24 protein-coding genes are annotated in these 25,090 nt (G+C 46.9%); 20 read left to right on the plus strand and 4 right to left on the minus strand.

Annotated elements, in window-relative coordinates; all coding sequences use genetic code 11:
• The first annotated feature begins 86 nt into the window (after positions 1-86).
• The 4 genes from AC0LWM_RS29155 to AC0LWM_RS29170 all read left to right on the plus strand — a co-directional run bounded on the left by AC0LWM_RS29155 (position 87) and on the right by AC0LWM_RS29170 (position 4,537).
• Positions 87-1,298, plus strand: a complete 1,212-nt coding sequence (locus tag AC0LWM_RS29155; protein ID WP_474678547.1) for an ATP-grasp domain-containing protein — start codon at positions 87-89, stop codon at positions 1,296-1,298.
• Complete coding sequence (locus AC0LWM_RS29160; RefSeq protein ID WP_474678548.1) at positions 1,274-2,461, plus strand: glycosyltransferase family 61 protein; 1,188 nt, start codon at positions 1,274-1,276, stop codon at positions 2,459-2,461. The genes AC0LWM_RS29155 and AC0LWM_RS29160 overlap by 25 nt, the downstream gene beginning before the upstream one ends.
• Positions 2,462-2,477: 16 nt before the next feature.
• A complete protein-coding gene (locus AC0LWM_RS29165) occupies positions 2,478-3,401 on the plus strand; it encodes an NAD-dependent epimerase/dehydratase family protein (protein WP_474678549.1) in 924 nt (307 codons plus the stop codon).
• Between the two features lie 71 nt (positions 3,402-3,472).
• Positions 3,473-4,537 (plus strand): NAD-dependent epimerase/dehydratase family protein, encoded by a 1,065-nt coding sequence (locus tag AC0LWM_RS29170; RefSeq protein WP_474678550.1) that lies wholly within the window; start codon positions 3,473-3,475, stop codon positions 4,535-4,537.
• Positions 4,538-4,560: 23 nt separating this feature from the next.
• Here the strand turns inward: AC0LWM_RS29170 and AC0LWM_RS29175 are convergent, their stop codons facing one another.
• The gene (locus AC0LWM_RS29175) at positions 4,561-5,544 is read right to left on the minus strand and encodes a glycosyltransferase family 2 protein (RefSeq protein WP_474678551.1); all 984 of its coding nucleotides are present in this window, start codon (positions 5,542-5,544) and stop codon (positions 4,561-4,563) included.
• A gap of 16 nt (positions 5,545-5,560) precedes the next feature.
• Positions 5,561-6,748: a glycosyltransferase family 2 protein gene (locus AC0LWM_RS29180; RefSeq protein ID WP_474678552.1), complete on the minus strand. Its 1,188-nt coding sequence runs from the start codon at positions 6,746-6,748 to the stop codon at positions 5,561-5,563.
• A 172-nt stretch (positions 6,749-6,920) separates the two neighbouring features.
• Between AC0LWM_RS29180 and galU the strand changes: the two genes are divergently transcribed.
• From galU to AC0LWM_RS29220, 8 genes are all read left to right on the plus strand, one after another.
• Positions 6,921-7,808 (plus strand): UTP--glucose-1-phosphate uridylyltransferase GalU, encoded by an 888-nt coding sequence (galU, locus tag AC0LWM_RS29185; protein ID WP_474678578.1) that lies wholly within the window; start codon positions 6,921-6,923, stop codon positions 7,806-7,808.
• Positions 7,809-7,826: 18 nt separating this feature from the next.
• Positions 7,827-8,804 carry an NAD-dependent epimerase/dehydratase family protein gene (locus tag AC0LWM_RS29190; protein WP_474678553.1) on the plus strand — a complete coding sequence of 326 codons (978 nt, stop codon included), beginning with the start codon at positions 7,827-7,829 and terminating at the stop codon, positions 8,802-8,804.
• On the plus strand, positions 8,801-10,171 hold the full coding sequence (locus AC0LWM_RS29195; protein WP_474678554.1) for a UDP-glucose dehydrogenase family protein: 1,371 nt from the start codon (positions 8,801-8,803) through the stop codon (positions 10,169-10,171). The genes AC0LWM_RS29190 and AC0LWM_RS29195 overlap by 4 nt, the downstream gene beginning before the upstream one ends.
• Positions 10,172-10,389: 218 nt before the next feature.
• A complete protein-coding gene (locus AC0LWM_RS29200; RefSeq protein WP_474678555.1) occupies positions 10,390-12,405 on the plus strand; it encodes a S9 family peptidase in 2,016 nt (671 codons plus the stop codon).
• A gap of 134 nt (positions 12,406-12,539) precedes the next feature.
• Positions 12,540-13,016: a GyrI-like domain-containing protein gene (locus AC0LWM_RS29205; protein ID WP_474678556.1), complete on the plus strand. Its 477-nt coding sequence runs from the start codon at positions 12,540-12,542 to the stop codon at positions 13,014-13,016.
• Positions 13,017-13,060: 44 nt separating this feature from the next.
• On the plus strand, positions 13,061-13,915 hold the full coding sequence (locus AC0LWM_RS29210) for a VOC family protein (protein WP_474678557.1): 855 nt from the start codon (positions 13,061-13,063) through the stop codon (positions 13,913-13,915).
• Positions 13,916-13,926: 11 nt separating this feature from the next.
• Positions 13,927-14,328 (plus strand): VOC family protein, encoded by a 402-nt coding sequence (locus AC0LWM_RS29215; protein WP_474678558.1) that lies wholly within the window; start codon positions 13,927-13,929, stop codon positions 14,326-14,328.
• 28 nt (positions 14,329-14,356) lie between these two features.
• The gene (locus AC0LWM_RS29220) at positions 14,357-14,767 is read left to right on the plus strand and encodes a VOC family protein (protein ID WP_474678559.1); all 411 of its coding nucleotides are present in this window, start codon (positions 14,357-14,359) and stop codon (positions 14,765-14,767) included.
• 74 nt (positions 14,768-14,841) lie between these two features.
• Here the strand turns inward: AC0LWM_RS29220 and pdxR are convergent, their stop codons facing one another.
• Positions 14,842-16,290: a MocR-like pyridoxine biosynthesis transcription factor PdxR gene (gene pdxR, locus AC0LWM_RS29225; protein ID WP_474678560.1), complete on the minus strand. Its 1,449-nt coding sequence runs from the start codon at positions 16,288-16,290 to the stop codon at positions 14,842-14,844.
• Between the two features lie 141 nt (positions 16,291-16,431).
• On the opposite strand from pdxR, the gene AC0LWM_RS29230 reads away from it, so the two are divergent.
• Positions 16,432-17,046 carry a LysE/ArgO family amino acid transporter gene (locus AC0LWM_RS29230; protein ID WP_474678561.1) on the plus strand — a complete coding sequence of 205 codons (615 nt, stop codon included), beginning with the start codon at positions 16,432-16,434 and terminating at the stop codon, positions 17,044-17,046.
• Positions 17,047-17,096: 50 nt separating this feature from the next.
• Here AC0LWM_RS29230 and AC0LWM_RS29235 read toward each other — a convergent pair whose 3' ends face one another.
• Positions 17,097-17,675 (minus strand): NAD(P)H-dependent oxidoreductase, encoded by a 579-nt coding sequence (locus tag AC0LWM_RS29235; protein ID WP_474678562.1) that lies wholly within the window; start codon positions 17,673-17,675, stop codon positions 17,097-17,099.
• A gap of 164 nt (positions 17,676-17,839) precedes the next feature.
• On the opposite strand from AC0LWM_RS29235, the gene AC0LWM_RS29240 reads away from it, so the two are divergent.
• From AC0LWM_RS29240 to AC0LWM_RS29270, 7 genes are all read left to right on the plus strand, one after another.
• Positions 17,840-18,862, plus strand: coding sequence for an AraC family transcriptional regulator (locus tag AC0LWM_RS29240; protein WP_474678563.1), 1,023 nt, complete (start codon positions 17,840-17,842; stop codon positions 18,860-18,862).
• A gap of 222 nt (positions 18,863-19,084) precedes the next feature.
• Complete coding sequence (ssuC, locus tag AC0LWM_RS29245; protein ID WP_474678564.1) at positions 19,085-19,870, plus strand: aliphatic sulfonate ABC transporter permease SsuC; 786 nt, start codon at positions 19,085-19,087, stop codon at positions 19,868-19,870.
• Positions 19,871-19,907: 37 nt separating this feature from the next.
• The gene (locus tag AC0LWM_RS29250) at positions 19,908-20,717 is read left to right on the plus strand and encodes an ATP-binding cassette domain-containing protein (protein ID WP_474678565.1); all 810 of its coding nucleotides are present in this window, start codon (positions 19,908-19,910) and stop codon (positions 20,715-20,717) included.
• 152 nt (positions 20,718-20,869) lie between these two features.
• A complete protein-coding gene (locus AC0LWM_RS29255; RefSeq protein ID WP_474678566.1) occupies positions 20,870-21,877 on the plus strand; it encodes an ABC transporter substrate-binding protein in 1,008 nt (335 codons plus the stop codon).
• The gene (locus AC0LWM_RS29260) at positions 21,874-22,788 is read left to right on the plus strand and encodes an aliphatic sulfonate ABC transporter substrate-binding protein (protein WP_474678567.1); all 915 of its coding nucleotides are present in this window, start codon (positions 21,874-21,876) and stop codon (positions 22,786-22,788) included. The genes AC0LWM_RS29255 and AC0LWM_RS29260 overlap by 4 nt, the downstream gene beginning before the upstream one ends.
• Entirely contained in the window at positions 22,785-23,933 is a 1,149-nt protein-coding gene (locus AC0LWM_RS29265) for an LLM class flavin-dependent oxidoreductase (protein ID WP_474678568.1), read from the plus strand. The genes AC0LWM_RS29260 and AC0LWM_RS29265 overlap by 4 nt, the downstream gene beginning before the upstream one ends.
• Positions 23,934-23,967: 34 nt before the next feature.
• Positions 23,968-24,951: an ABC transporter substrate-binding protein gene (locus AC0LWM_RS29270; protein ID WP_474678569.1), complete on the plus strand. Its 984-nt coding sequence runs from the start codon at positions 23,968-23,970 to the stop codon at positions 24,949-24,951.
• The last annotated feature ends 139 nt before the right edge of the window (positions 24,952-25,090 follow it).

Genomic DNA, 25,090 nt, shown 5'->3' on the forward strand with positions numbered 1-25,090 from the left:
TGAAACTCCATCCTACGTATAGAGTATTGGTTTTTCCATGCGGCTCTCAGATTGCGATCGATATCAATTTTGCGTTGAGATATTCGTTGCGCGTAGAATTGTTCGGTGCTTCAAGCGTAGAAGACCATGGCGGCTATGTATACAGCAATTATATCGGCGGGCTTCCTTCGATTCACGAAGAGTGCTTCATAAGCGAATTCAATCGGGTCCTTCGAGAAAGTCACATTGATTTTATCATTCCGACCCACGATACAGTAACTTTGTTCTTGATGGAAAACCAAGACAGGCTGGAGTCGAAGGTTATCGCATCCAGCGTTGAAACGGCACGAATATGTCGATATAAATCACTTGCTTACGAACAATTTAAAGAAAGTTCTTTTACTCCCAAAGTATATGCGCAACCGGAGGAAGTTTCGGAATATCCAGTGTTCCTTAAACCCGATGACGGCCAAGGAGGACATGGAACACAACTCGTTCTCAACGAGCGGCAATTACGATTTCATCTGGCGAATAAGCCGAATCTCATGATCTGCGAGTATCTTCCCGGCGAGGAAATCACCGTTGATTGCTTTACGGACAAGAGCGGGAGGCTACGGTATGTAGCCCCGCGGACCCGGGACAGAACATCGGCGGGGATAAGCGTTCATTCCACATTCAAGACAGTGACCGTGGAAGTCGAAGAGATGGCGAATACACTGAACCAGAACCTGTCGTTCCGAGGGTATTGGTTTTTTCAGGCGAAGAAGGGTCGTGAGGGGCGGTATAAGCTCTTGGAGATCTCAAGTCGATTTGCCGGCACATCATGCATGAATATCGGTCTTGATGTAAATCTGCCCTTGCTAACCATTCTTGATTTTGCAGGCATTGAAGTAGACATACAACCGAATGAATATAAGCTTCATATGGATCGCGCTTTCGTCAACCGTTACCGTTTGGACTTTCAGTATGATCTCGTATATGTAGATCTAGACGATACGATCATCATCGATCAGATGACGAATCCGTACCTTCTTATGTTTTTATTTCAATGTATCAACAAGATGAAGAAGATCATTTTGATAACCAAACACTATGGAGATGTATCCCAGACATTGCAACACTTTAGAATAAGCCCGGCGCTGTTCAGTGAAATCATCCAAATTAAAAACGAAGAGCACAAATATTCGCATATGAGGACCGACTTGCCGGCGATATTAATTGACAATTCTTTTGCAGAACGTATGGAGGTTAGGACGAAGCTTGGCATACCGGCATTTGACGTAGGAAGTATCGAATGTTTAATCGATTGGAGAGGATAACCGGCATGGGCGTCATCTCTAGGAGACGTATAAAGAAAATCACGAGGAGAAATCCAAATTGGTTTTTTCGTACAACGTACAATTATCTGATTGCCAGGCATTCAAATTTACGGCGAGCACGTGCCATATATCAAATTTATTATTGCGATGAAACCAATCAGTATTCGGAAGCGAAACGATTAGGTCCCGACATTCACGAAAACTTCCGATCCCGGACCGTGAAAACGCCGGCCTCATTTGTTGCGGTGCTGAAAAACGGTCGGGTATGCGGGCAGGCCGCTTTTGTCCTTACAGCAAACTATAAACTGCTTCGAGACGTTTCCTTGGAATTTACGGTGAAGCATCTGAATCTGATAAGAACACGGAAAGCCTACAATATGTGGAGATCCCGCAAATTTAAATATGTCCGTGAAACAGTCGCCGTATTATGTTTTTGTTCCGCTCATAACTATTATCATTGGATGATGGACGTATTGCCGCGAATTGAATTACTGCGCCTAAGCGGGATCCAAATTGATAAATATGTTATGAATCGTCAATCGATTCTTCCGTTTCAAGACGAAACACTTGCTGTTCTAGGTATTCCAAGGGACAAAATTATAGATAGCCGGGTTGACATGCAAGCCAGAAAGCTTGTAGTTCCTTCGTTAATTACCCGTTATATTTTTAAGTGGGGCACTTATGTGAGACCGGATGTCATTCCTAAATGGTCTTGTGAGTTTCTAAGAAACCAATTTCTGCATCCAAGCGATACCGAACCTTCAGATCCAAACGAATATATCTACGTTAGCCGAGAGAATGCAATATACCGTAGAGTCATCAACGAGGAAGAAATCCTCGATCGATTAAGTACATTTGGATTTAAGAAGGTTAACCTGGAGTCCATGACGGTCGCTGAACAAATCCAATTATTTTCACGTGCAAAAGTCATCATTGCTCCGCATGGTGCCGGGCTGGTCAATCTCGTGTTTTGCAAACCGGGCACGAAGGTCATCGAGCTCTTTGCTCCCAATTATATGCCTTCGTATTACTGGATGATCAGCAATCATGTGCAATTGGATTATTATTATTTAGTAAATAAAGGGCAAACAAATCGATCATCATCCGATTTTGCGGTGAACATCGACCGATTGCTAGAGTTGGTACAATATGTCGGCCTATAGAGTAGGAGGGCGGAAATTGAAAATTATCGTAACAGGGGGAGCCGGTTTTATTGGTTCACATCTGGTAGATCGCTATATCGATAACGGGCATCAAGTCATCGTTTTGGATGATTTGTCTACAGGAAGAATAGAAAATAAAAATGAGCATGCGGAATATGTCTTCATGAGCCTCGCGGATCCTCGGCTTGAAGAAATCATGAACGATTTCAAGCCTGATCTCGTTTCTCACCATGCAGCACAAGCTAATGTTAGAATGTCTGTGCAGCATCCCTATATGGACATCGAAACGAATATAACGAATACGGTTCGTTTACTCCGTGCGGCCGGGGACGCCAAAGTGAAGAAAATCATTTTTGCTTCCTCCGGCGGGGCGATATATGGAAATACGCCGCATATAGCGATCTCGGAATCCGATTGCTGCAAACCGATATCGCCTTACGGAATCAATAAATTTACAGCCGAACAGTATGTTCGCGCATATGCTGATATATACGGTTATGAATGGACGATTTTACGATATGCTAACGTCTACGGTCCGCGTCAAAATCCAAACGGCGAGTCAGGCATCATTTCGATTATCATGGACCAAATGAGAAAAGGGGAGGGGCCCATCATTTTTGGTGACGGGCAGCAGGTGCGCGATTACATTCACGTGGACGACATCGTGGAAGCCAATATGTTGTTTATACAGTTGGACAACATAAAGAACGAAGTTCTTAATGTAGGAACACAGCGCGGAACTTCCTTAAATGAGCTTATACAAATCATTGCGGATGCCGCACAATGCCCAATCTCGCCCCGATATGTGTCCGCAAAAAAAGGTGATTTGGAGTGGAATGTGCTTTGTAATGAGAGGCTTAGAAACCTTGGTTGGACGCCGGAAATCACTCTGGATCAGGGAGTTAAAGAGCTACTGTTCCATCATGAACAAACCATTTGACTGCATGAAGCTGATCAAATGGTTTGTTTGCTCAGGTTATTTTGTCCGAAACGATGCATGGAGGTGTAGACATGTCCGTTGTCCTAATAACAGGATCCGCTGGGTTGATCGGGTCCGAAGCATCCGAATTTTATGCGAGCTTGGGCTACCGTGTTGTTGGTATTGACAACGATATGCGTCAAGATTTTTTCGGCATCGAGGGGACGACGAAATGGAATCGAAGCCGACTTGAGAAGAGCTTAGGAACAAACTATGTGCATGTTGACATTGACATTCGAGACCACAACGCGCTCAACAAAGTATTTATCAAGTATGGGCAGGATATCGCGCTCATCATCCATACCGCCGCTCAACCGTCTCATGATTGGGCCGTCAGAGAGCCGCTCACCGATTTCCATATCAATGCGAACGGGACACTCAATCTGCTCGAAATGATGCGTCTACATTGTCCGGAGGCCGTATTTATATTTACCTCAACGAATAAGGTTTACGGCGATCGTCCCAACACCCTCCCGTATTTGGAGCAAGAAAGCCGGTGGGAGCTTGATCCGGGACATCTCTACTATCTTGGAATCCCGGAAACGTTCAGTGTGGACCAGTGCTTGCATTCATTATTCGGCGCTTCAAAACTCGCGGCGGACATCATCGTACAGGAGTACGGCCGCTATTTTCAGTTGAAAACCGTCTGTTTCCGCGGAGGGGTACTTAGCGGCTCCCGACAATCCGGGGTACAGCTGCATGGATTCATCAATTACTTGGTGAAGTGTGTCATGACGAACAGTCCATACACGATATTCGGATACAAAGGAAAGCAAGTCCGGGATATCATTCATGCGAGCGATGTCATCGCAGCCTTTCACGCATTCTTTCAACATCCGAAGCGGGGAGGGGAAGTATACAATCTTGGCGGCGGGCGCGATTCAAACATCTCTATACTCGAAGCCATTGAATTGGCTGAACAAATTACCGGTAAAAAGTTAAATTATTCCTATAGCGACCAGCCTAGAACAGGCGATCACATCTGGTATATTACCGACACAACAAAGTTCCGGAATCATTACCCGAATTGGAACATTCGAATCCCAGCACCTCAAGTTATGGAACTGATTTATGTTGAAAATAAAGGTCGCTGGTAGATAGATTGAATTCAAGCAAAATCCTAAAACTTAAAGTTCCATATTTTGTGTATTTTTCTTTTCCAACGCAAACCTCTCCGCAATAGACGATGATATACCGCGTTGGATATTCGGTTGTTTAAAAATACCGCCTCATGAATCTTGCCTCTTCTATTCAGTAAACGTATTTTTCCAGCGTCTTTTTTGGTTCTTACATGCACGTAATTTAGTTTTTTGAACTCCTTGGCTACACGGGATTTAAAGAAGGAACATCCTCTTCTAGAACCTACAATGGTTAGGATAGGATGTTTTCCTTTTTCACGGACAAGCTTGTTGTAGATATGGAGGGACGATATCGTCAATAGTTCTGAGATTGTGTTGTTCGTATTTTGTTTTCCCAGGGAGTCTGGGCGAAGTCTATAATGATATAAGACCTTCGGTATTTTCTCAATGGGCGATATTTCGAACATTCGCAACCACAGATCATAGTCGTAAGAAATCCTATACTTTGGATCATATCGTCCCGCATCGTAGAAAGCTTTTTTCGAGAACATGACTGAGCCATGGCACAAATAGCACCTGAATAACCGTGTATCATAAATTTGTTTTTTGCTTAGTATCAGATTATAATACGCAATCTCAGGCTTGATGACGACCTCGTTTCCTATACGACCTACGATTAAAGAACCTACACCTATACAATCAGGGTGCGACTGCACATAACGAATCTGCTCTTCTAACCGGGTTGGTTCGCTGATGTCATCCGCGTCATGAATCGCGATCCAGTCGCCTGAAGCATGCTCAATACCTAGATTAAGCGAATTCGCTGCTCCTTGATTCGATTCGGCATGAATTATTTTTACTCGAGGATCGGTTATTGCGTCCAGGATGTCTCGCGTTCGATCGATCGAACCGTCGTTAGCGATAATAAGTTCGAATTGTGAATACGTTTGATTCAATATACTATGGATCGCTTCCTCAATATACTTCTCACCGTTATATACAGCCATCACAACAGAGATTTGCATGATGAAACCTCCTCGTTTATTTGCTTATTAACCACTCCAAGTGTGCCAGTAGTTTGGGAAATTCCCTTGTCGATTTCAGCAGATTCAATTCCGCAACAAAAGCATTGTTCCAATGTTCATCACGCGTCGTATCGGATTGTTGCAGCAGATTTGTTACGGGCATACCACTTAACAGTAACGATAATATTTGATCAAACAAGATAAGAAATGCCTGAACAAGATGAAGGTACTGATGCGGATATCGATGAATCATAGCTTTATATTCTGCAACAAGTTCATTGGCTGTTTGTATGTTTTTGCCGAGCCAGCTTAAGGATTGAACGCCAACATCAAATTCAGGATGTCGAGAATAAAAATATTTATAATTGGTCAATGCGTCTTTATTTTGATTTCCGATACTACGAGGATGTTCCTGGTGATATACGTTAACGCTCGGGTTGTCGAAAATCTTAACACCATTTCGATACAGGCGATAACCAAATTCCCAATCCTCGTACCCCCATCCTTGAAACCCTTCGTCAAACGGCCCAACCTTGTCGAATGTGCTTCTCCTGACGGAAATGTTTTGCGTAATGACAAAGACGTACGGCAAATGAAATCCTACTAAATGCACGCCAAAGCGTTTGACGATTTTTTTAAAGATGGGAGCCGGGTAAGCATAATTCTTATATTTTCGCAGATAGATGCCCTTTTTCTTAAATAGCTTTATTTTTGAATATTTTTTGAGAAGGCTTCGGATTCTTAATCTGTTACGGTGGTTTCTTTTCAGATTCAGTCGCCTGAACCGCTTTAACTGTACCCTATTAAATTTTCTGTCTAATACGGTAAAGGTGTGGAAATGTCTGGAGCAACCCGTTACACATAAATTGGGGTCGGCTTGATGTAGTTTAACATGCTGCTCCACATAAGCAGGGTCTAGAATCATCTCAGCGTCTATGATGATTAGAACTTCCCCAACCGCCGATGCAATGCCGATATTTTTTGCTTTTGATCGCCCAACATTTTGCTCGCAGCGTATATATTTAAACTGAAATGGAGGGCGATAGTTTTGTAGTCTTGTCGTTCTATCGGTCGAGGCATCGTCTACCATAATGACTTCCATTCGGCTCGAATCAAAGGTTTGGTTCTCCAGTGCATATAAAGCGTATAAATTTTGCGGATATTTATTATGTGAAATCATAACGACACTCACATCAACAGGCATAAGGGTCATCGTCCCTTCTTGATATCAGGCTATTCCAAGTTATATGCGCAGCCAATATCAGACGGCACGGCAAATGCATAAAACAGCTTTCATGCGGACAATGGCTGATATCGTCGTGCCGTACATCCACATACGATGTTATTAGCTGAGCTTCGAGAAAGGAGGGAGTTCAATAAAAACCATTCGCACAGCCATCATTCCCGCAGCCGGTCTTGGAACCAGATTCCTTCCCGTTACTAAAGCGATACCGAAAGAAATGCTGCCGATCGTCGATAAGCCTACGATTCAATATATCGTGGAAGAGGCAGTACAATCAGGCATTCATGACATTTACATTGTGATCGGCAAGACCAAACACTCGATTCAACAGCATTTCGATAAAAACAACGAGTTTGAAGTCATGCTGAAAGAGCGGAATAAGCAGGAATTGTTAGGGCTTGTCGAGTCAATAAGCTCACATGCTGCGATTCATTACGTCGTGCAGGAGCAGCCCCTCGGTCTGGGTCATGCAATTTGGTGCGCGCGAAAGTTTATAGGAAATGAGCCTTTTGCGGTCCTCCTGGGGGATATGGTGATTCATAGTCGTGTACCGTGCTTGCAACAGTTGATCCGCATATACAATGAAAAACAGTCATCGGTAATCGCTGTACAGAGGGTAGATTGGTCGGAAACAAGCAAGTTCGGAATTATACAAGGGGAACAAATAAGCGAACAGCTAACGCTTGTTACCGATTTGATCGAAAAACCTCGCGAGACTCCCCCTTCCAATGTAGCGATTATAGGGAGATATATTTTGGATCCTAAGATCTTTGATTTTTTGGAGGAAATGCGGATTGGAGTCGGAGGGGAGATCCAATTGACGGATGCCCTGCAGCAGCTCATACAGGATCAGCAGATATGGGCGTATCAATACGAAGGGAAATTATATGATGTTGGCGATAAGTTCGGATTCCTGCAAGCAAACATCGAACTAGCCTTACAAAACGACAGCTTAAGAAAGAAGTTAAAATTATATTTGCAAGATTTTATTGAAAACATGATTGAAAACACCGCAGAATGATCGACTGGAGTGGATTCATTGAAAAAAGTCGTTGTTACGGGTGCAGCTGGATTTCTAGGTTCGTGTCTGACCAAAAAACTGTTAGCCGAGGGGAATCAAGTCATCGGAATCGATAATTTGCTGAGCGGTAAAGTCAGCAATTTTGCAGGGATCCAAGAAATCGCAAATTTTATGTTTATCTATAAGGACGTTGTTTCGGAAGATATTCTAACGATGAACCAGCTGGCTGGGGTTGAAGAAATCTATCATTTAGCCTCTCCGGCTTCACCAAAATTTTATCAGTCTGCAGCACTTGATACGATGGCCGTTAATACAATTGGAACAAAAAATATGTTGGAGCTGGCTAAAAACAGCGGAGCGAAAATGGTTTACACCAGTACAAGCGAAGCGTATGGGGATCCGGAAATCCACCCGCAGCACGAAACATACCGGGGAAACGTGAATACATGGGGTCCCAGAGCCTGTTACGACGAAGCCAAACGGCTCGGTGAAGTATATTGCTATGAGTACCACCGTCAATTTCAAGTCCGGGTAAAAGTTGCGCGTATTTTTAACACCTATTCGGCAAATCTGCGTAACGACGATGGTCGTGTCATCTCGAATTTTGTAAACCAGGCCATACGGGGGGAGGATATAACCGTTTACGGAGATGGTAGTCAAACAAGATCATTTTGTTACGTTGATGATACGGTCAGGGGACTTATGCTGATGATGGAGAAGGATTCGGCTACCGGAGAAATCATGAATCTTGGAAATCCCCGAGAGTACACGGTTCTGCAAGTTGCGGAGCTTGTCAAGAAGCTGGCGAACTCGAATAGCCGCATTACGTTTCATGAGCTTCCGAAGGATGACCCGAAGCTGCGTTGTCCCGTCATTGACAAAGCGAAACGGCTCCTCGATTGGGAGCCTCGAATCACGCTGGAGGAAGGTCTTAAACTGACGATAGCGGAATACCGCTCGCAATGGAAAGAATCAGCCGGAGGGGATGGATCGTGAATGTGGTATGCGTTGGCTCGGGTTATGTCGGAAGCGTGACGGCGGCCGCATTTGCTAGCGCAGGGTATACGACAACCGTAATCGATGTTGACCGTCATAAGGTAGAACAAATCAATGCAGGTCGAAGCCCGATATTCGAACCCGGGCTCGATTCGCTCATCCAGCACAAAATCGGTACATCATTGAAGGCTTCCATAACGTATCAAGACGTTCAAGATGCGGATGTTATCTTTATTTGCGTCGGTACACCTTCACTTTCCGATGGCACGGCAGACTTGTGTTTCGTGAAGGCGGCTGCCCGTTCTATAGGGGAGAATCTGAATCCGGCGCGATTTACGGTCATCGTCAACAAGTCTACGGTTCCGGTGGGTACTTCCGAACTGGTCGCACAGATCATTGAAGAGGCATCAGATATGAAGGCTGAGGAGCAATTTGCTGTCATCAGCAATCCTGAATTTTTAAGAGAAGGCTTTGCGCTCAACGATATTTTTTTTCCTGATCGCATTGTCGTTGGCACAATGAATCTTAAGGCTAGAGCGATCATGAGGGAACTGTATAGGCCATTTGTCGAACAGCTCTATGGTGAAGAAGTTATTAGCTTCTTCCCCTCAGATACAATTAATCATCGGCGGAAAACCGTCTATTTTGAAACCGATGCAAAAAGCGCGGAATTCATCAAATATGCTTCCAATGCGTTTTTAGCGGTAAAAATTAGCTACATTAATGAAATCGCGAGATTATCCGAAGCACTCGGCTCCAATGTTTCGGATATTGCAATCGGAATGGGGCTCGATTCGCGAATCGGCGAGAAATTTTTGCAAGTCTCCAGCGGATGGAGTGGAAGCTGCTTTCCCAAAGATACGGGGGAATTGTTGGCGACGAGCCGGAAATACGGGAAGGAACTTGTCGTCGTTAAAGCAGCAGTCGAATCCAACCAACTGATGTACCAGTTCTGCGTGCACAAAATCCAACACAAATTAATAAGCTTAGACGGCAAGACAATCGGGATACTGGGTCTGACATTCAAACCGGATACGGATGACGCGCGCCAAACTCAGGCAATACCTATCATTCATCATCTGCTGCAGCTCGGGGCTAGGATAAGAGTCCACGATCCAAAGGGGATGAATATGTTTCGGACTTTGCATGGCGAGCTGCCCATTGATTATTGCGACAACGCGGAAGATGTTGCCGACTGTGCAAATGCGCTCGTATTGTTAACGCATTGGAAGGAGTATCAGCAATTGGATTGGAAACGAATCTTTACTTCGATGCAAACCCCATATATTCTAGATACACGTAATTTTTTACCGGCGGCCATGCTGCGCAAAATTGGATTTGATTATGAAGGTATTGGTATCAGGTAGTCAAGGAGATGGTAGTCTTGTCTAAAAACGGAAGTGTAGCATCATGCCGCGGCAGATGCTACATTTTTAGTTTGAGCAAAAAACAGCAAAGTGCAATAAAGTGAAAAGAATTCATCTTTTATGGTAAATAAAGGGGTACGGCTTAAGAATACCGAATATATTAAGCATTGTTATAATATCGCTTCCTAAATCTTAGATTAAACGATTGGAGGGTATCAATGAACGAAAACATACCATTAATTGATAGTTTTCTTAAGATACATTACAACCAATTTCGGGAGCTTATTATTTCACCAAATGACAATGAAATATTGATTGTCTTTGGGAATGGTGATATGCCATATGAAGAATATGCTTTGGATCATCGAAATCGGTCCATATGGAGATTGAATATTGCAAGCGGCGAGTCAGTACGACTAACGGGATCTGAGGAAGAGGACTCCCATAGTCCGTGTTATTCTCCTGAAGGAAATCAAATTGCATATATTTCTAAGAATGCAGGTCATAAAGACATATGGATCATGGATCAGAATGGAGCAAATAAACGTCAGATCACTTTTTCTAATTTTGATGGACTAGATCCATTTAATGGGTCAATGTTGAGTTGGTCACCTGATGGTAAATACATATTGTATACGGTATTGCCGAATGGAACTCGGTATGGCCAAAGGATCATAAATCGTCAAAATGGGTTACATCCTGAAAAAGTTGAAATCATTGCTGAGCCGTCAGACGAAATCAAGCTAATGCAAAAAGGATTAAAAGATGAAGTATCAGCCCTATATTCATTCGAAATTGAAACCGGCAAAAACAATAAGCTGTTGGATCAAAAAGGATATTTATGCAGGGTTGTCGATTGGATTGGCGAAAGAGAGGTATTAATTAAACAGGGATCCAAACTAAATCGACTTCATATTGATAATAAGGAAATCAATGAAGTCTTCTCGGGAAGAGCGGAAGTTCTCAAATTGTTAAAATCCGGCGAGCTGTTATTTGCGAATGTATTTTCCCCTGATGAAATACAAATTGCATCCCTTATAAATGGAAAGATCAATTACAAAGATAAAATAAGAATACCAGGCATTGTACAAGTTCATTGTTGGTCGTACGACGGCTCCAAATTATATGTTTCTTCTCGTCAAGGCGTCTCCAATATTCTTTATTCCATTGACGTATTAGATTTATCTGTAAAACAAATAACATCTGAAAATCATGTGGTCTACAGTCATCGCCATCCCTCCGGGGCGCCATGTTTTCATCATCAGGACGGTATTGTTTTTCCATACAGCAACCCGAATGATCCAACCGAACTTCATGTTCTAAACAATTCCGAAATGAAAAAAATCAGTAACTTCAACCGAACGGATCTGCCCCTAAAAATCCCACAAGTAAAGGTTATTAAGTACAAAAGTAGCGATTGGGAAATAGAGAGCATTCTAGTTATGCCCACGGATTACGAGCCGAGCCATAAATACCCAGCCTTGATTTATTTACATGGCGGCCCCGAACATTATGTTGAGGCAAGTTTTACGGAACTCATATCGGCAAGAGCAGAAAGTGCAGCTCACCTTCTAGCAAGTAATGGTTATATCGTTTTGTTACCTAATTTCCGAGGTAGTGAAGGATACGGGGAGGAATTTAAAAATCAACTTGGGAATTACCAACTGTTTAGAGCTCCCTATAACGACGTAATGGCAGCCGTAAACTATCTTATTCAAAATGGTATTGCCGATCCTGACAAGTTGGGTATTTACGGGAGCAGCTATGGGGCAATGCTGACTGCTTGGACGCTGTCTCAAACAAACTGTTTTAAAGGTGCGGTTAGCGCTGTTGGAGTATATGATACTCTGCATTGTGATCGTAGCAATGGAACGGCATTTCATGCCCATCAACAGTATACAAACCGATTGGGGGGTGCAGACCCCCATGCGATGTGGACCAATCCGGAAGTCTACAAGGAGCTAGATTCGATTGAAAATATATCTAAGATGAATACGCCTTTGTTACTTATGGAAACGAGTGCTGAGCGGGTAAACGGGGAGGGGAATGCGAGAATATTGTTTAATGGTTTGCGATATTTTGGTGTTGAATCCTACTTGGCTTATTACCCTAAGGCTTTTCATAATGGCGGTTGGAACGACGAATATAAAAAAGATTACATGCTTCGACTACTGTCATGGTTTGATTATTGCTTAAAAGGCGTACCATTACCGGAATGGTTCATAGCCAATTAAGGCGAAAATGCCTTTATTCGAAATTTATTTACTTCCGTAAGTCAGGTTTCCGACATCGTGTGGCATCTAAATAACTGTAAGCCACAATCTCAGTGTTTATATTGCAGAAAATGAACTGGCAGGAGGAAGAAAAAGTGGTTAGAATCGTTGAAAAACAGCAATTTTCCGTTATTGGCAAAATGGGAAAAGGGCTTGCGAATGAGGGTCCAAAGTGGATACAGCCATTATGGCAAGAGGCAAATCATAATTTCGGCGAGATAAGAAATCTCGCGAAGTTGGATGCTGAAGGCAATATTGCAGGGATTTGGGGAGCGATGAGCGATGTTGAAATGAAGTTTGAAAGGTGGAAAGAAGAAGGACTCTATTTGGCAGGATGCGAAGTTTTAGACGATTCAATAGCACCAATCGGATGGACGAAATGGGTCATTCCCGCATTTAAGTATGTTGTGGTTACATGTACACTCGATACATATCAAGAAACTTTACATGATATGGGTAAGGATTATTTGCCGCAAAATCATTACACAATCGCTGGAGCGATTCAAGAATTTTATTCACCGATGGATACGAACGGCGAATTGTCATTATACTTTCCAGTAGAAAAAATATAGTGAAACGTATGTGACGTAAAAAGTATTCAGGAGGAGATTGCAAAATGAGCAAGATGAAAGGAACTGTGGCACCGAAGTTAGGGAATGTCACAAGGATGTATTTTCCAGTTGCCGACCCCTACGAGACAGCAAAATGGTATTCTGAAATTTTTGACTTGGATCCACATGCTTCCAACCATTCTCCTCTTCGAACAGATCATGGTGGTACGGTGGTGCTGCAAACGATAAATGGGATCGAGTTATGTTTTGTAAAATCCGAAGATAAACTCACATTGAGTTACACCAATCGTCAAGGGTATCATCATGCTGTTTTACTTTTTCAAGTGCAAGAAATCGAAGAGATCTTCGAAAGGATGAAGCAACGGGGAGTGCGGATGGAGGGCGATGAGATTAAAAATCGCGGCGAGTGCGGGAGTGAATTTGCATTTTATGACCTGGACGGTAAAAAAATCGAAATAAGCAACTGGGGGACGGATCAAGCCGAAGCTGCTAAGGACGGCGAGCCGAAACTCGGAAACCTCATATGTCAATATCTCCCGGCGCATGACCCTTATGTAACGGGAAAATGGTATAGCGAAATTTTCGACTTGGATCCCAACTCAAGCAGCCATTCTCCTCTTCGGGAAAATCATACGGGTTTGGTTGTGCTCCATACGTATGACACGGGCTCGTTCTTTTTTATGAGTTCGGACGAAATACTCGAATCAAGCTTCAAAGATATGGGAGGTAACACGCTGTCCGTGTCCGTGTTCCAAGTAAACGATATCGATGAAATCTATTCAAGAATGAAAATTCGCGGTGTAGAAGTCGAGGGAATGACGAATAGCGTTCATGGCTATCGTGAATTCGCCTTTTATGATCCGGATGGCCGGAGATTTGTAATTAGCGGCAGAACTTAGGAGGAATGTCAATGAATCAGGTAAGATTGGTTGCGGACTTGCAAAAGTCGAAGGAGTATTATCAAAATGCGCTCGGATGTCATGTGGATGGCTGGGGGCATACGGAGCGTAAAGATCCGGATATGGGCTTTATTCTCCAGCAAGCCGAGCATCCGGAAGACGTGAGACCGAATAAAAGAGCGATGCCAATCGATTATCCGAATAACTGGGAAGGGCCTCCTACAGGATGGGATTCTTATGCCTATGCGGATTGGGAAACGATCGATACGCTGTTCGAGCAGTTTCGAGGGGCCGACGCGATCATTCACTACGAAATGGTGCATGAAGATCAGGGAGATATGCTGTGGAAGGAATTCGCAATCCGCGACCTCGACGGGTATGTCATCGTCATCGGAGCGGGTAGGATGAAATAACGATTATCAATTGGGAGGAGAAAACGAAATGCCTATTCAACAAATCGGGGGTTTGTTCGTACCCGTAAGCAATTTGGAACGATCGATTACATTTTACACCGAAATACTTGGACTTGTTTGTAGGGGCATTGAGGATTGGGGAGACGGCAACAGAGGGGCTACGCTTTTCTGCGACCCTCATCCCGATCATGCAGCATTGCTAAGCTTGGCCGAAGTCAATAAACCAATCCCATTGATCGATCGCCCCATCTTCGGCTTCAAATGCATTCATGTGGCGGAAATGCATGCCGAGTTATTGGAAAAAGGATGCCGCATTACGGATTTGGAGACATGGGATTCTCCCTGGAATCATCATGTGCTGTTTGATGTGTTCGACCCGGATGGACATATGATCAATATGATCGAGATGGTTCCTCTTGCTGATGTACATAAATCTTAACGGTAAAAGTCATTGAACAATTCTTAGGCTGCCGGCTTAGTCGGCAGCCTCGATTCGTTACAAGCGCAAAGGGACTATGCCAGTTGCCTAACGAGTGAGGAAAGTCGTTGAAGCCCTTGTTCCAATTCGGCTCGCGAAGCATAGGAATAAGACAATCGAAGATACGGACTGGGATGTTGGTCATAGACATTCCCTGGGTTCAATAGAATTCCCTCCTGCAGAGCCTTTTCAAACAAGTTGCGTATGGACAGGGAAGCATGAAGCCGCAACCAGACATAAAAGCCGCCTTTAGGCACATTCCAAGTGGCGATATCCGAAAAATGCTTTTGCAGCAAGTCCATCATGATATCTCTCCGATCCTTTAATGCACTCCGAACCTCTTCAAGATGCTGCTGGTACAATCCGCTTGAAAGCCATTCCGCGGCAGTCCATTGCGATAGAGAACTTGCCCCATAATCTGTTTGCATTTTAATATCCGCTAATCTTTCGATAACCGGTTCCGGCCCGACGATCCAACCAATTCGCAATCCCGGGCTTAACGATTTGGACATGCTGCCGAGGTACAGCACGAGACCGTTGTTATCGAAGGTTTTTAAAGGCGGAGGTGGCGGCGATTCCAGCCAAAGCTCCCGATAGACGTCGTCTTCAATGATCGGAAGCCGTTCCTGCTCGCATACCTTGATCAGCTCTTTACGTCTTTCTTCCGACATGACAATTCCCGTTGGATTGTGGAAGGAGGGAATCGTGTAGAGCAGCGCAGCATTGTGCCTCTGTTTTTGTTCCGCGATCGCTTTAATTTGAACTCCGTTTGCATCTAATGGAAGTCCGATGAATTGCATCCCCGCGGATTGGAACACATTGAGGGAGTACAGATACGAAGGCTTTTCCAGAAAGATCGTAGACCCTCTTTGCAAGAGCCCGATGGATATCAAATGCAATGCTTGCAAGGCTCCGGAAACAATCAGAATCGAAGAAGGCGAAGCTTCAATGCCGTATGTCTTCAGATGCTTACTGAGTTGTTCCCTAAAATAAAGCAAACCTTTGGGTTCTTCATAGCCAAGTGAATCGATGCGGTCCGCCAACCGGTTGAATACGTGTTTCATCTGTTCACGAGGAAATAAATCAGGAGAAGGCTCGCCCGTACCTAGACGTATGATGTTTGGATAAAACTCCGCTTTGTTGATCTCTTGGATCGCAGACAAATTGGCCTGATGGATTCCGGAATGGACATACGAATTCCAGTCCGGGGGAGAGGCGGAGGTCAATAAGGACCATGAGTTATTAACGATCTTCGTTCCGCCGCCGCTTTTGCCTTCAAGCAGCCCTTCCGCAATTAAGTCGTCCACTGCCGAAATAACGGTACTCCGGTTTACTTCCCATGCTTCAGCCATAGCTCGTTGCGGAGGGATTTTGCTGCCTACGGGCCATTCCCCGGATTCAATTTTGCCTTTGATATACTCCTTGATTTGTAAATACAGAGGTACTGCTGCGAATTTATCCGGCTTCCAATCAAATTGAATCATGATGCTCATCCCCGTCAAGTTCTTTCATCTCATTATACGACTTGGTTGGGTTCGAATCCATCCAATTGGTTGGAGACAGGAACCGATAAGTGAGTATCATTGTATACATACGAAATACGATAGGAGATAGGAGGGAATGGGGTGTTCGCAGCCTTCATCCACGGATTCATTCTCGCATTTGGACTCATCCTCCCCCTAGGTGTCCAAAATATGTTTGTTTTTACTCAAGGGGCTGTACAAAAGAGATTTACCCGAGCACTCCCGGCTGTGTTGACGGCTTCCTTGTGCGATACGCTTCTGATTGTACTTGCTGTTCTTGGTGTGTCCTTGGCGATCCTCGCTTCTTTTTGGCTCAAAACGATACTCTTGATCGCAGGAATTCTCTTTTTGCTTTATATGGGATGGAACACGTGGAGAAGCGCTCCCGGCAACAGCAGCGGCGAAACGAGTGAATCGGAGACGTCTTCCCGCAACCAAATCGCTTTTGCAGCATCAGTCTCACTCTTGAATCCCCATGCGATATTCGATACGGTGGGGGTTATCGGAACCAGCTCATTAAGCTATGCGGGCACGGAGAAACTAATCTTTGCTTTGGCGGTCATCCTGGTTTCATGGATTTGGTTCGCCGGATTAGCTGTGGGTGGCCGAATGATCGGCCGGTTGGATACTTCGGGGCGAGTTATGAGGGTCATGAACAAATTATCCGCTTGCGTGATGTGGGGAGCGGTGATCTATATCGGTTTTTCGCAATTTTGATTGGACAGGGCCCCTAGGTTTCAACACTTTGGGGCTTTTCCTGTGTTTGCTTATGCTAATTTTGAACCAAGCTGGTTTACTTTCGCAAGCCAACGGGCGCGTAATTTCTCTGAGGACCCCCGAATCGGACCAAGCTCGGTAACACGTACAGGGGTTATCCCGCAAAATTTCAATATGTTGCGTTTCATCACATTATATTCTGCGTTCTTGTATGCCAGCTTATTGTACCAAGGCGGGGTATCCGTCGTGACGATCAGATGTGCGGATTTGCCGGATAAGAGCTTATCCACTACATAAGAATTTTCACGGATTTTGAATGCGAAGCCGGGCAAAAAGACCCGATCGATAAACCCTTTCAGAATGGCCGGCATTCCACCCCACCATGTGGGATATACAATTACGAGATGATCAGCCCAACGAATGAGTTCCTGCGCTTCGATCAGATCTTCCTCCAGCTCTGTTCTTTTGCGATAACCAAATTTTAAGTTCGGGTCGAATGTAATCTTGCTTACATCAATTGTCCGAATCTGGGTATGACTCGAGGCTCCTTTCTTATAGGCGTCGGACAAGGCCGAACAAAAGCTCTGTGGGTCGGGGTGTCCGTTTATAACGAGAATTTTCGATTTCATATCGTTCCTCCTCTGCTGTTGACTCTCTTGATCACTGATCTTCATCGCTGTTTGCGATATAATAGATTGGAACAAGACTGTAACCAGCATAAAACGAAACGAAACATAAATGAATGATCAACGGCGCAATGATCTTGATGATTCACGCAAGGGGGAATCGAGATTTGAAAAATCAGGGAATTGCCATCTCCATGGTATATCCGATTATGAAAACAGTCGTTCACAAAGGATATGAAATAGAGGAGTTTTGCGGTTATGCTTCTTTTGACCGTAGTCTGTTGCAAGATGTAGAGGCTCGCATTACCGAAGAGGAATTGGAGCGGTTGATGCACGCAGCCGCGAACTACACGCAGGACGATCATTTTGGCTTGCACCAAGGTCAGATCATGGAATTTGCCGATATGGGCATTCTCGGTTATGTGATGCTGCATTCGAAAACAATTGTCGACGCACTAAACGCTTATCACAGATATAATGTGATTCTGTGCAACGCATTCAATCTGGAATGGGAAGTAGAGGGGGATGACGTCCTTATTCGGTTGGTTCACCAACACCCCGGTCGAATGTCACGCCATTGCATAGAGGATATGGCAAGTTCGCTGTATCATTTGATCGGCAGGCTCAGCAGTCAACGCATTTCGCTGCGAGAAATTGTATTTACCCATGACGCACCAACGGATACCGAACCTTACATGTCGGTGTTTGGGAAAGTTCCCAGCTTCGGTAAGAAAGAAAATGCTCTGCGGATGAGCAAAGACGTGTTGAACGATTCCGTGATTTACTCGGACCCGCGACTGCTGAAAACATTTGAGTCCATAGCACAAGAAACAAGGGATGCATTAACCCAGGAATCCGTGTTTTCCGATCAAGTCGTTCGATGGATGAAAACATGCGTCCCGTCCTTTTTCCCGACATTACAGCAAACTGCCGATTCTTTCGGAATGAGTACTCGAACGCTTCAAAATAAATTGAAGGTTGAGAACACTTCCTATCAGGATCTTTCGATCCGGGTACGCAAGGAACTGGCCATGGGCTATTTGAGAAAAAGGGAGTATTCGGTCGGAGAGATCGCTTATTTGCTATATTATTCGGAACCAAGCGCATTTCAAAGCGCTTTTAAGAAGTGGACGGGGTTAACGCCGGGACAATATCGGACCGAAGCGTTCAGCGGGCTTGGACATGACTAACCTCAACCGTAGTATTTGAAAAAGTTTTTGAAAAAAGCTATTGCAAATAGGCAGGGGATTCAATATAATAAATACCAAGTAATCACATAGGAATAATTAATACTATTCAATGGTAATTCGCCCACCATTCCAATGGAGGCCTCGATATTCGCAGTTCGCTGCCGGTATCGGGGCCTTCATTATTTTCCGGGGCCAAACCATCCAAAGAAAGTTGAGTGTCCGATGAAAAAGATCAACGTATTCGACCAAGTCACCAAAAAGCTCGTTCCATGGTTATTGCCGGTCCTGATACTGCTGGGTTGGCTATTGTTTTCCGAAAACGGCGTTCTTTCGAACAAAATACTTCCGGTGCCGACAGACGTCCTGCTGGCAGGAGTGAAGCTGATCCGATCGGGAGAGTTGTTTCAGCATCTGTTCATCAGTTTTCAAAGGGCGTTTATCGGTTTTGTTATTGGCGGAGGCATCGGCTTTCTGCTCGGATTGATTAACGGTTTGTCACAGACTGCGGAGAAGCTGCTAGATACATCGATCCAAATGATTCGCAACATCCCCCATCTTGCCATGATTCCGCTTGTCGTGATTTGGTTTGGCATCGGTGAGGAGGCCAAAGTATTCCTGGTTGCCCTTGGCGTGATGTTTCCCGTCTATGTGAATACTCTTCACGGGATTCGCTCGGTTGATAAAGGGCTGATGGAAATGGGAAAAGTGTACGGACTGCGTTCATCGTCGCTCTTCTGGCAAGTGGTATTGCCCGGCGCGCTGCCTTCCATATTGGTGGGCGTACGTTATGCGCTTGGCGTCATGTGGTTGACGCTGATCGTAGCGGAGACGATTGCGGCGAGTGCCGGGATCGGCTTCATGGCCATGAACGCCAGGGAGTTTCTGCAAACGGACGTTGTCGTGCTTTCGATACTGCTGTATGCCGCATTCGGCAAACTGGCCGATTCATTGGCCAAAAGCGTGGAAAGAAGATTTTTGCGGTGGCATCCCAATTATCAAAATATTTAAAAAGCAACGACGAGAGTCGGTTAAGGAGGAATGCGCTTTGAAATCTGTTGACGGTTACGGCGTGAACTTGAAGGTAAGGGGAGTAAAAAAAGCTTTTGAAAACCAGCATGTGCTGCGCGGTATTGAACTGGAGATCGAGGCGGGGGAGTTTGTGGCGATCATTGGGCGGAGCGGCTGCGGGAAAAGCACGCTATTGCGTCTGGTTGCAGGGCTGGAATTGCCGACGGCGGGTGAAATGCTGATCGACGATGGGCCGGTTCGCGAGCTGCATCCTGAGGTGCGCATTATGTTCCAAGACGCCAGGCTTCTGCCGTGGAAGCGGGTCATCGATAATGTGGCCGTCGGACTGAAGAAAGGAAAGGGAGCGGAAGCGGAGACGGCATTAAGACAGGTCGGACTTCTTGATCGGAGGAATGAATGGCCTACCGTCCTCTCCGGAGGGCAAAAGCAAAGGGTTTCGCTCGCCAGAGCTTTGGCCAGCCAACCGCGGCTGCTTTTGCTCGACGAACCGTTAGGCGCCTTGGACGCGCTAACCCGCATTGAAATGCAGCGTCTTATCGAATCGCTTTGGCAGGAGAAGAAGTTTACAACCGTTCTGATTACGCATGACGTTGAAGAAGCGGTGGCCATGGCGGACCGGGTCGTATTAATCGAACAGGGACGCATCGCGATGGATATACCGGTTCCGTTTGCCCGTCCGCGGGAGCGAGGCCATGCGGCATTTGCGGCTCTCGTTGATAAGGTGCTTAAGCGTGTCATGGGAGAGGCGGATCCGGTAACGGAAACGGAAGCCGGTGAAAAAAATGAACTCAAATCGTTTCAACCGGTCTATGCGTTGCCAAGTTAAATCGAAATGAAAGCGCCTGGTCGTTATCGGCATTTTATTGTGAAGGGAGCAACATCAATGGCATATCTCATTAGTGCTCGAGCGGATCCAGCCGGTTGAGGGCGCAATGATAGCGATCCGTATATGACCCGAATCAAAAAGGAGGAAGAACCATGTCCAAAGTGAAACCGACAGTTGATCGTGTATCCATTACACGCTGCCCGGTGCCGACAGCATCCAGCGTTGCATTTGATCGAGGACTGCTGCAAACGGAGCTTGCGAAGGTAGGGGTTGCTGCTGCTGAACTCCAGAATGAAAAGAATACGGCCCTCCATGGCGCCCACTTCAACCATTCCTTGTCATTCCTTGTCCGCGAAGGGGGCAATATCCCGGCTTTATGGGCACGTTCGACAGGGCGAGATACAAGGCTGGTAGGGCTCGTCTGGGTCGATGAATACCAAGCGATTCTTACGCTTCCCGAATCGAATATTTCCGTGCCCGCCGATTTGCGAAGACGCCGTATCGGTATCCCGCGCCACCGCTATCTGGAGATCGACTTCCGCGCGGCGCAAGCGCTTCGAGGGTTCCACAACGCGCTCGGGCTTGCCGGACTCAAGCTGGGCGATGTCGAGCAAGTCGATCTGGAGGCCGACCCTTCCGGAAGCGGGGACTCCTGGGCCACGGAAATCGATGCGCTCCGTCGCCGCGAGGTGGATGCGGTTTTCGTCAAAGGCGCGACTGGCCTCCAAGCGGCTCGAGCGGCCGAGGTCCGTGAAGTCGTGAGCCTCGGTTTTCACCCCGACCCGCTCGTTCGGGTGAATAACGGAGCGCCGCGAGCCGTGACCGTCGATGCGGAGCTGCTCGAGCACCCCGATGTAGCCGAGCGTGTTCTCGCCTCGCTTCTTCGGGCGGCCGATTGGGCGGCCAGTCACCCCGATGAGCTCACTCGGATTATTGCCGCCGAAACGGGGGCGTCTCCCGAATTTGTCGAGACCGCATACCAGAATGTTTCGCTTCGCCCGGCATTGCATGAAGATTTGCTCGTCGCGCTTGACAACCAGCGCAAGTTCCTTTTGGAACACGGCTTTCTTGCCCGCGATTTCAGCGTCCGGGAGTGGGTCCACCACGGACCGCTCACTGCTGCAGAACAACAATACAATAAAGGAGTGTCCACTCAATGAGCAACATTGCCCACAACGAAAACATCGTCAAAATTGGTGTCCATCCGAACAATCATTCATTATTCGTGCTGCGCCGCACGGGAATTTTGGAGAGCATTCTGAAGGAGCATGACGCTACTGTCGCATGGGTCGATTATGTAGACGGTGCGAGAACCCCTCAGAGACTTGCCTCGGGAGAAATCGATTTTGGCGGAACGGGAGCTACTCCGCCGTTAACCGGCCAAGCGTCCGGTATCGACTTGGTTTATGTGGCCGTTTCGGAACCGCGTCCGGCAAGCGGAGCGCTTGTTGTTCGCGCCGACTCGCCCGTGAACTCGGTTGCGGACTTGAAAGGCAAGCGCGTCGCTCTCGGGGAAGGTTCATGGCAAACCAGCTTTCTGATCTCCGCGCTTGATCAGCACGGTCTGACGTACGATGACGTCGAGCGAGTCGACCTTGGACAAGGCGGGGATAAGGCGCTGATCGCAGGGGAGATCGAAGCATGGGTCGGGAACGACCCGCACCTGGCAGCGCTTCAGCGCGATGGCGCCGTCCGTGTTATCGTCCCTGTTGACCGCTTCATTTCTCATCGTTCAGTATGGTTCGCCAGCCGCGATTTTGCAACGGGGAAGCCGGAAATTCTCGACGCGGTGGTCAGCGCATTGCAGCGTGCGGATGCGTGGATACAGGAGAACCCGCGTGAGGCCGCAGAATATTTTGCCCGCGACCTGCCTGATTGGCCTTCTGCCGAGATATGGGAAAATGCGCTCAAACGTCGGCCGTGGGGGCTTCGGCCGGTCGGTCAGGATTTTGTCTCCGAGCAGCAGCGCGTCGCCGACCTCCTGGCCCGTCAAGGCGTTTTGCCACGGCCAATCAAGGTTGCGGATGCGGTTTTAGCACCAACGGCGGCGCTTGGGGAGGCGACGGCATGACGTCAACACGCAAAGATGGAGTAGAAGTATTCTGGTATCTCACGGCACCGGACGGACGCAATCCATGGACGCCTGCCGGCGCGCGTAAAATCGACCTCCCGTATCTTCGGCAAATCGCATCCGCAGTCGACCATTTGGGGTACAGCGGTTCATTACTCGCTACGGGGCCGCATGACACCTGGATACTCGGTTCTTCACTCATCACGAGCACGGAGCGAATGCGATTCTTGATCGCCGTTCATCCGCCGCTGATTTCCCCGGTGCTTGCGGCCAAAATGACCCAGACGTTCGACGAGTTCTCGCAAGGTCGCGTATTGCTGAACATCATTAACGGCAGCACGTCGCAGATGCGAGCATACGGTTCAACGCTGGATCATGACGAGCGATATGCATACACCGATGAGTGGATTACCGTATGGCGAAAGGCCATGGCGGGGGAGAGCTTGAATTTTCACGGCAAGTATATTACCGCTGAGGGAAAGGCGCTGCAGCCCAAGCCGGTGCAACCGCCAACCCCGCCGCTTTGGTTCGGCGGCTCGTCACAGGCTGCCCACGAAACGGCCGCTAAACATATCGACACGTACTTAAGCTGGGGGGAACCGCCTGCGCAAGTGGCGGAGAAGATAAAAGAACTTTCGGCGATTGCCTCCAAGCAAGGCCGGAAACTCCGCTACGGAATTCGGCTCTACCTCATCGTTCGGGACACCGACGAAGAAGCTTGGGAAGAAGCAAACCGGCTGCTCGCCACGATGGACGAAGCCACGGTAGGGCACGCGCAAGCTTTGCTTCGCGGCAGCGACTCTGTGGGCCAGCAGCGCATGCTTAACTTACACAACGGTCGAATTCCAAGCGATGCAAGGGAGCTTGAAATTTATCCGAACTTATGGGCAGGTCTTAGCCTTGTAAGACCAGGACCGGGTACGGCCATCGTCGGCAGTCCCGAGACCGTTCTTGCCCGTATCCAGGAATACCGGGATGCCGGCATCTCGACATTTATCTTTTCGGGCATCCCGCTGCTTGAGGAAGCTTACCGCGTTGCGGAACTGATTCTGCCTCATCTACCGGTAACCTACGATAATGGCTTCGCCCAAGACGCGGAGGTCGAGCGCGAAGCCGTGTATACATGGGCTCAAAGCATTCAATAAAACAGCCATTTTATCCCGATGAGGAAGTGACCAGATGAAAAAAGTTAGGGCGATTCTGCTCTCATTAGCGCTAGTCGTAAGTTTGACGGCATGCGGCAACAAAGCGACCACCGCCGATAACAGTGACGTTACCGTCCGTATTGGGGTTTTGCGCGGTGCGGATCCGTTGAGCCTCGCACCAAAGGACGGCCCGCTTGCGAAACGAATTGAAGCAACGGGTGCAAAGTATGAAAAGACGGGGAATTTCCCTGCACTGGCACCCGCGATCGAAGCTTTGACAGCCGGTTCGGTTGATATCACCGTCGGTTCCATTACAGCGGCATCCAGTGCTCTTGTAGGCGGTACGTCGGATTTTACGATTTTTGCCCGGCAGGAAAGCGATTATAAAAATACGGGGATTGTCGCGAAGCCGGAATCGGACATTCGTGGTCCGTCCGATCTGAAAGGGAAGAAGGTAGCCGTGAATCGCGGCGGTACAGGCGAGTATTTGCTGAATAAGGCGCTGGACAAGGCAGGGCTAGGATCCAAGGACGTTGAGATTGTGTACCTTCCTCCGAACGAAGCCGGCCCTGCGTTCGGCAACGGGAAAGTGGACGCTTGGGCCACGTGGGGATCTTTTACCTCGCTCGCGGAGGAGCAGTACGGTGCAAAGCTCGTGATCTCGGCGTCAGACATCGATTCGCAGAATGACGTTGTTTACGTTGTGCGAAACCAATTTCTGAAAGATCATCCGAAACTCGTACGGGAGGTTTTCGAGGGGTTGCGCGAAGAAGTAAATCTCCTCGCTCAAAATCTCGATCAGACCGTAAAGCTGATTCAGGACAAAGAAAAAGTATCCGAGCAAGTGGCCCGCGGGCAAGCGGAAACAAGCGCGATCCCCGTCGACCCGGTGGACGACGCGATTCGCAGCAGGTGGCAGGGCATCGCGGACTACGTCTTTGACAAAGGGATTATCCCGAAGGCTGTCGACGTGAAGTCGCACTCGGTGGACGTACGCTCGATTGAAGAGGACAAATAAGGCGTCCGGATCAAATATATTCTTGTTACTTTGGATGGAGTCGCGCGCTGCGCGGCTTCTTTGTTATGCCGAATATATTTATTTTTTGAGGTCAAAAAAGGGATGCATATGGTAAAATAAGTTAATCAATTGCGGATAT

The sequence above is a fragment of the Paenibacillus sp. sgz302148 genome, assembly GCF_056120465.1.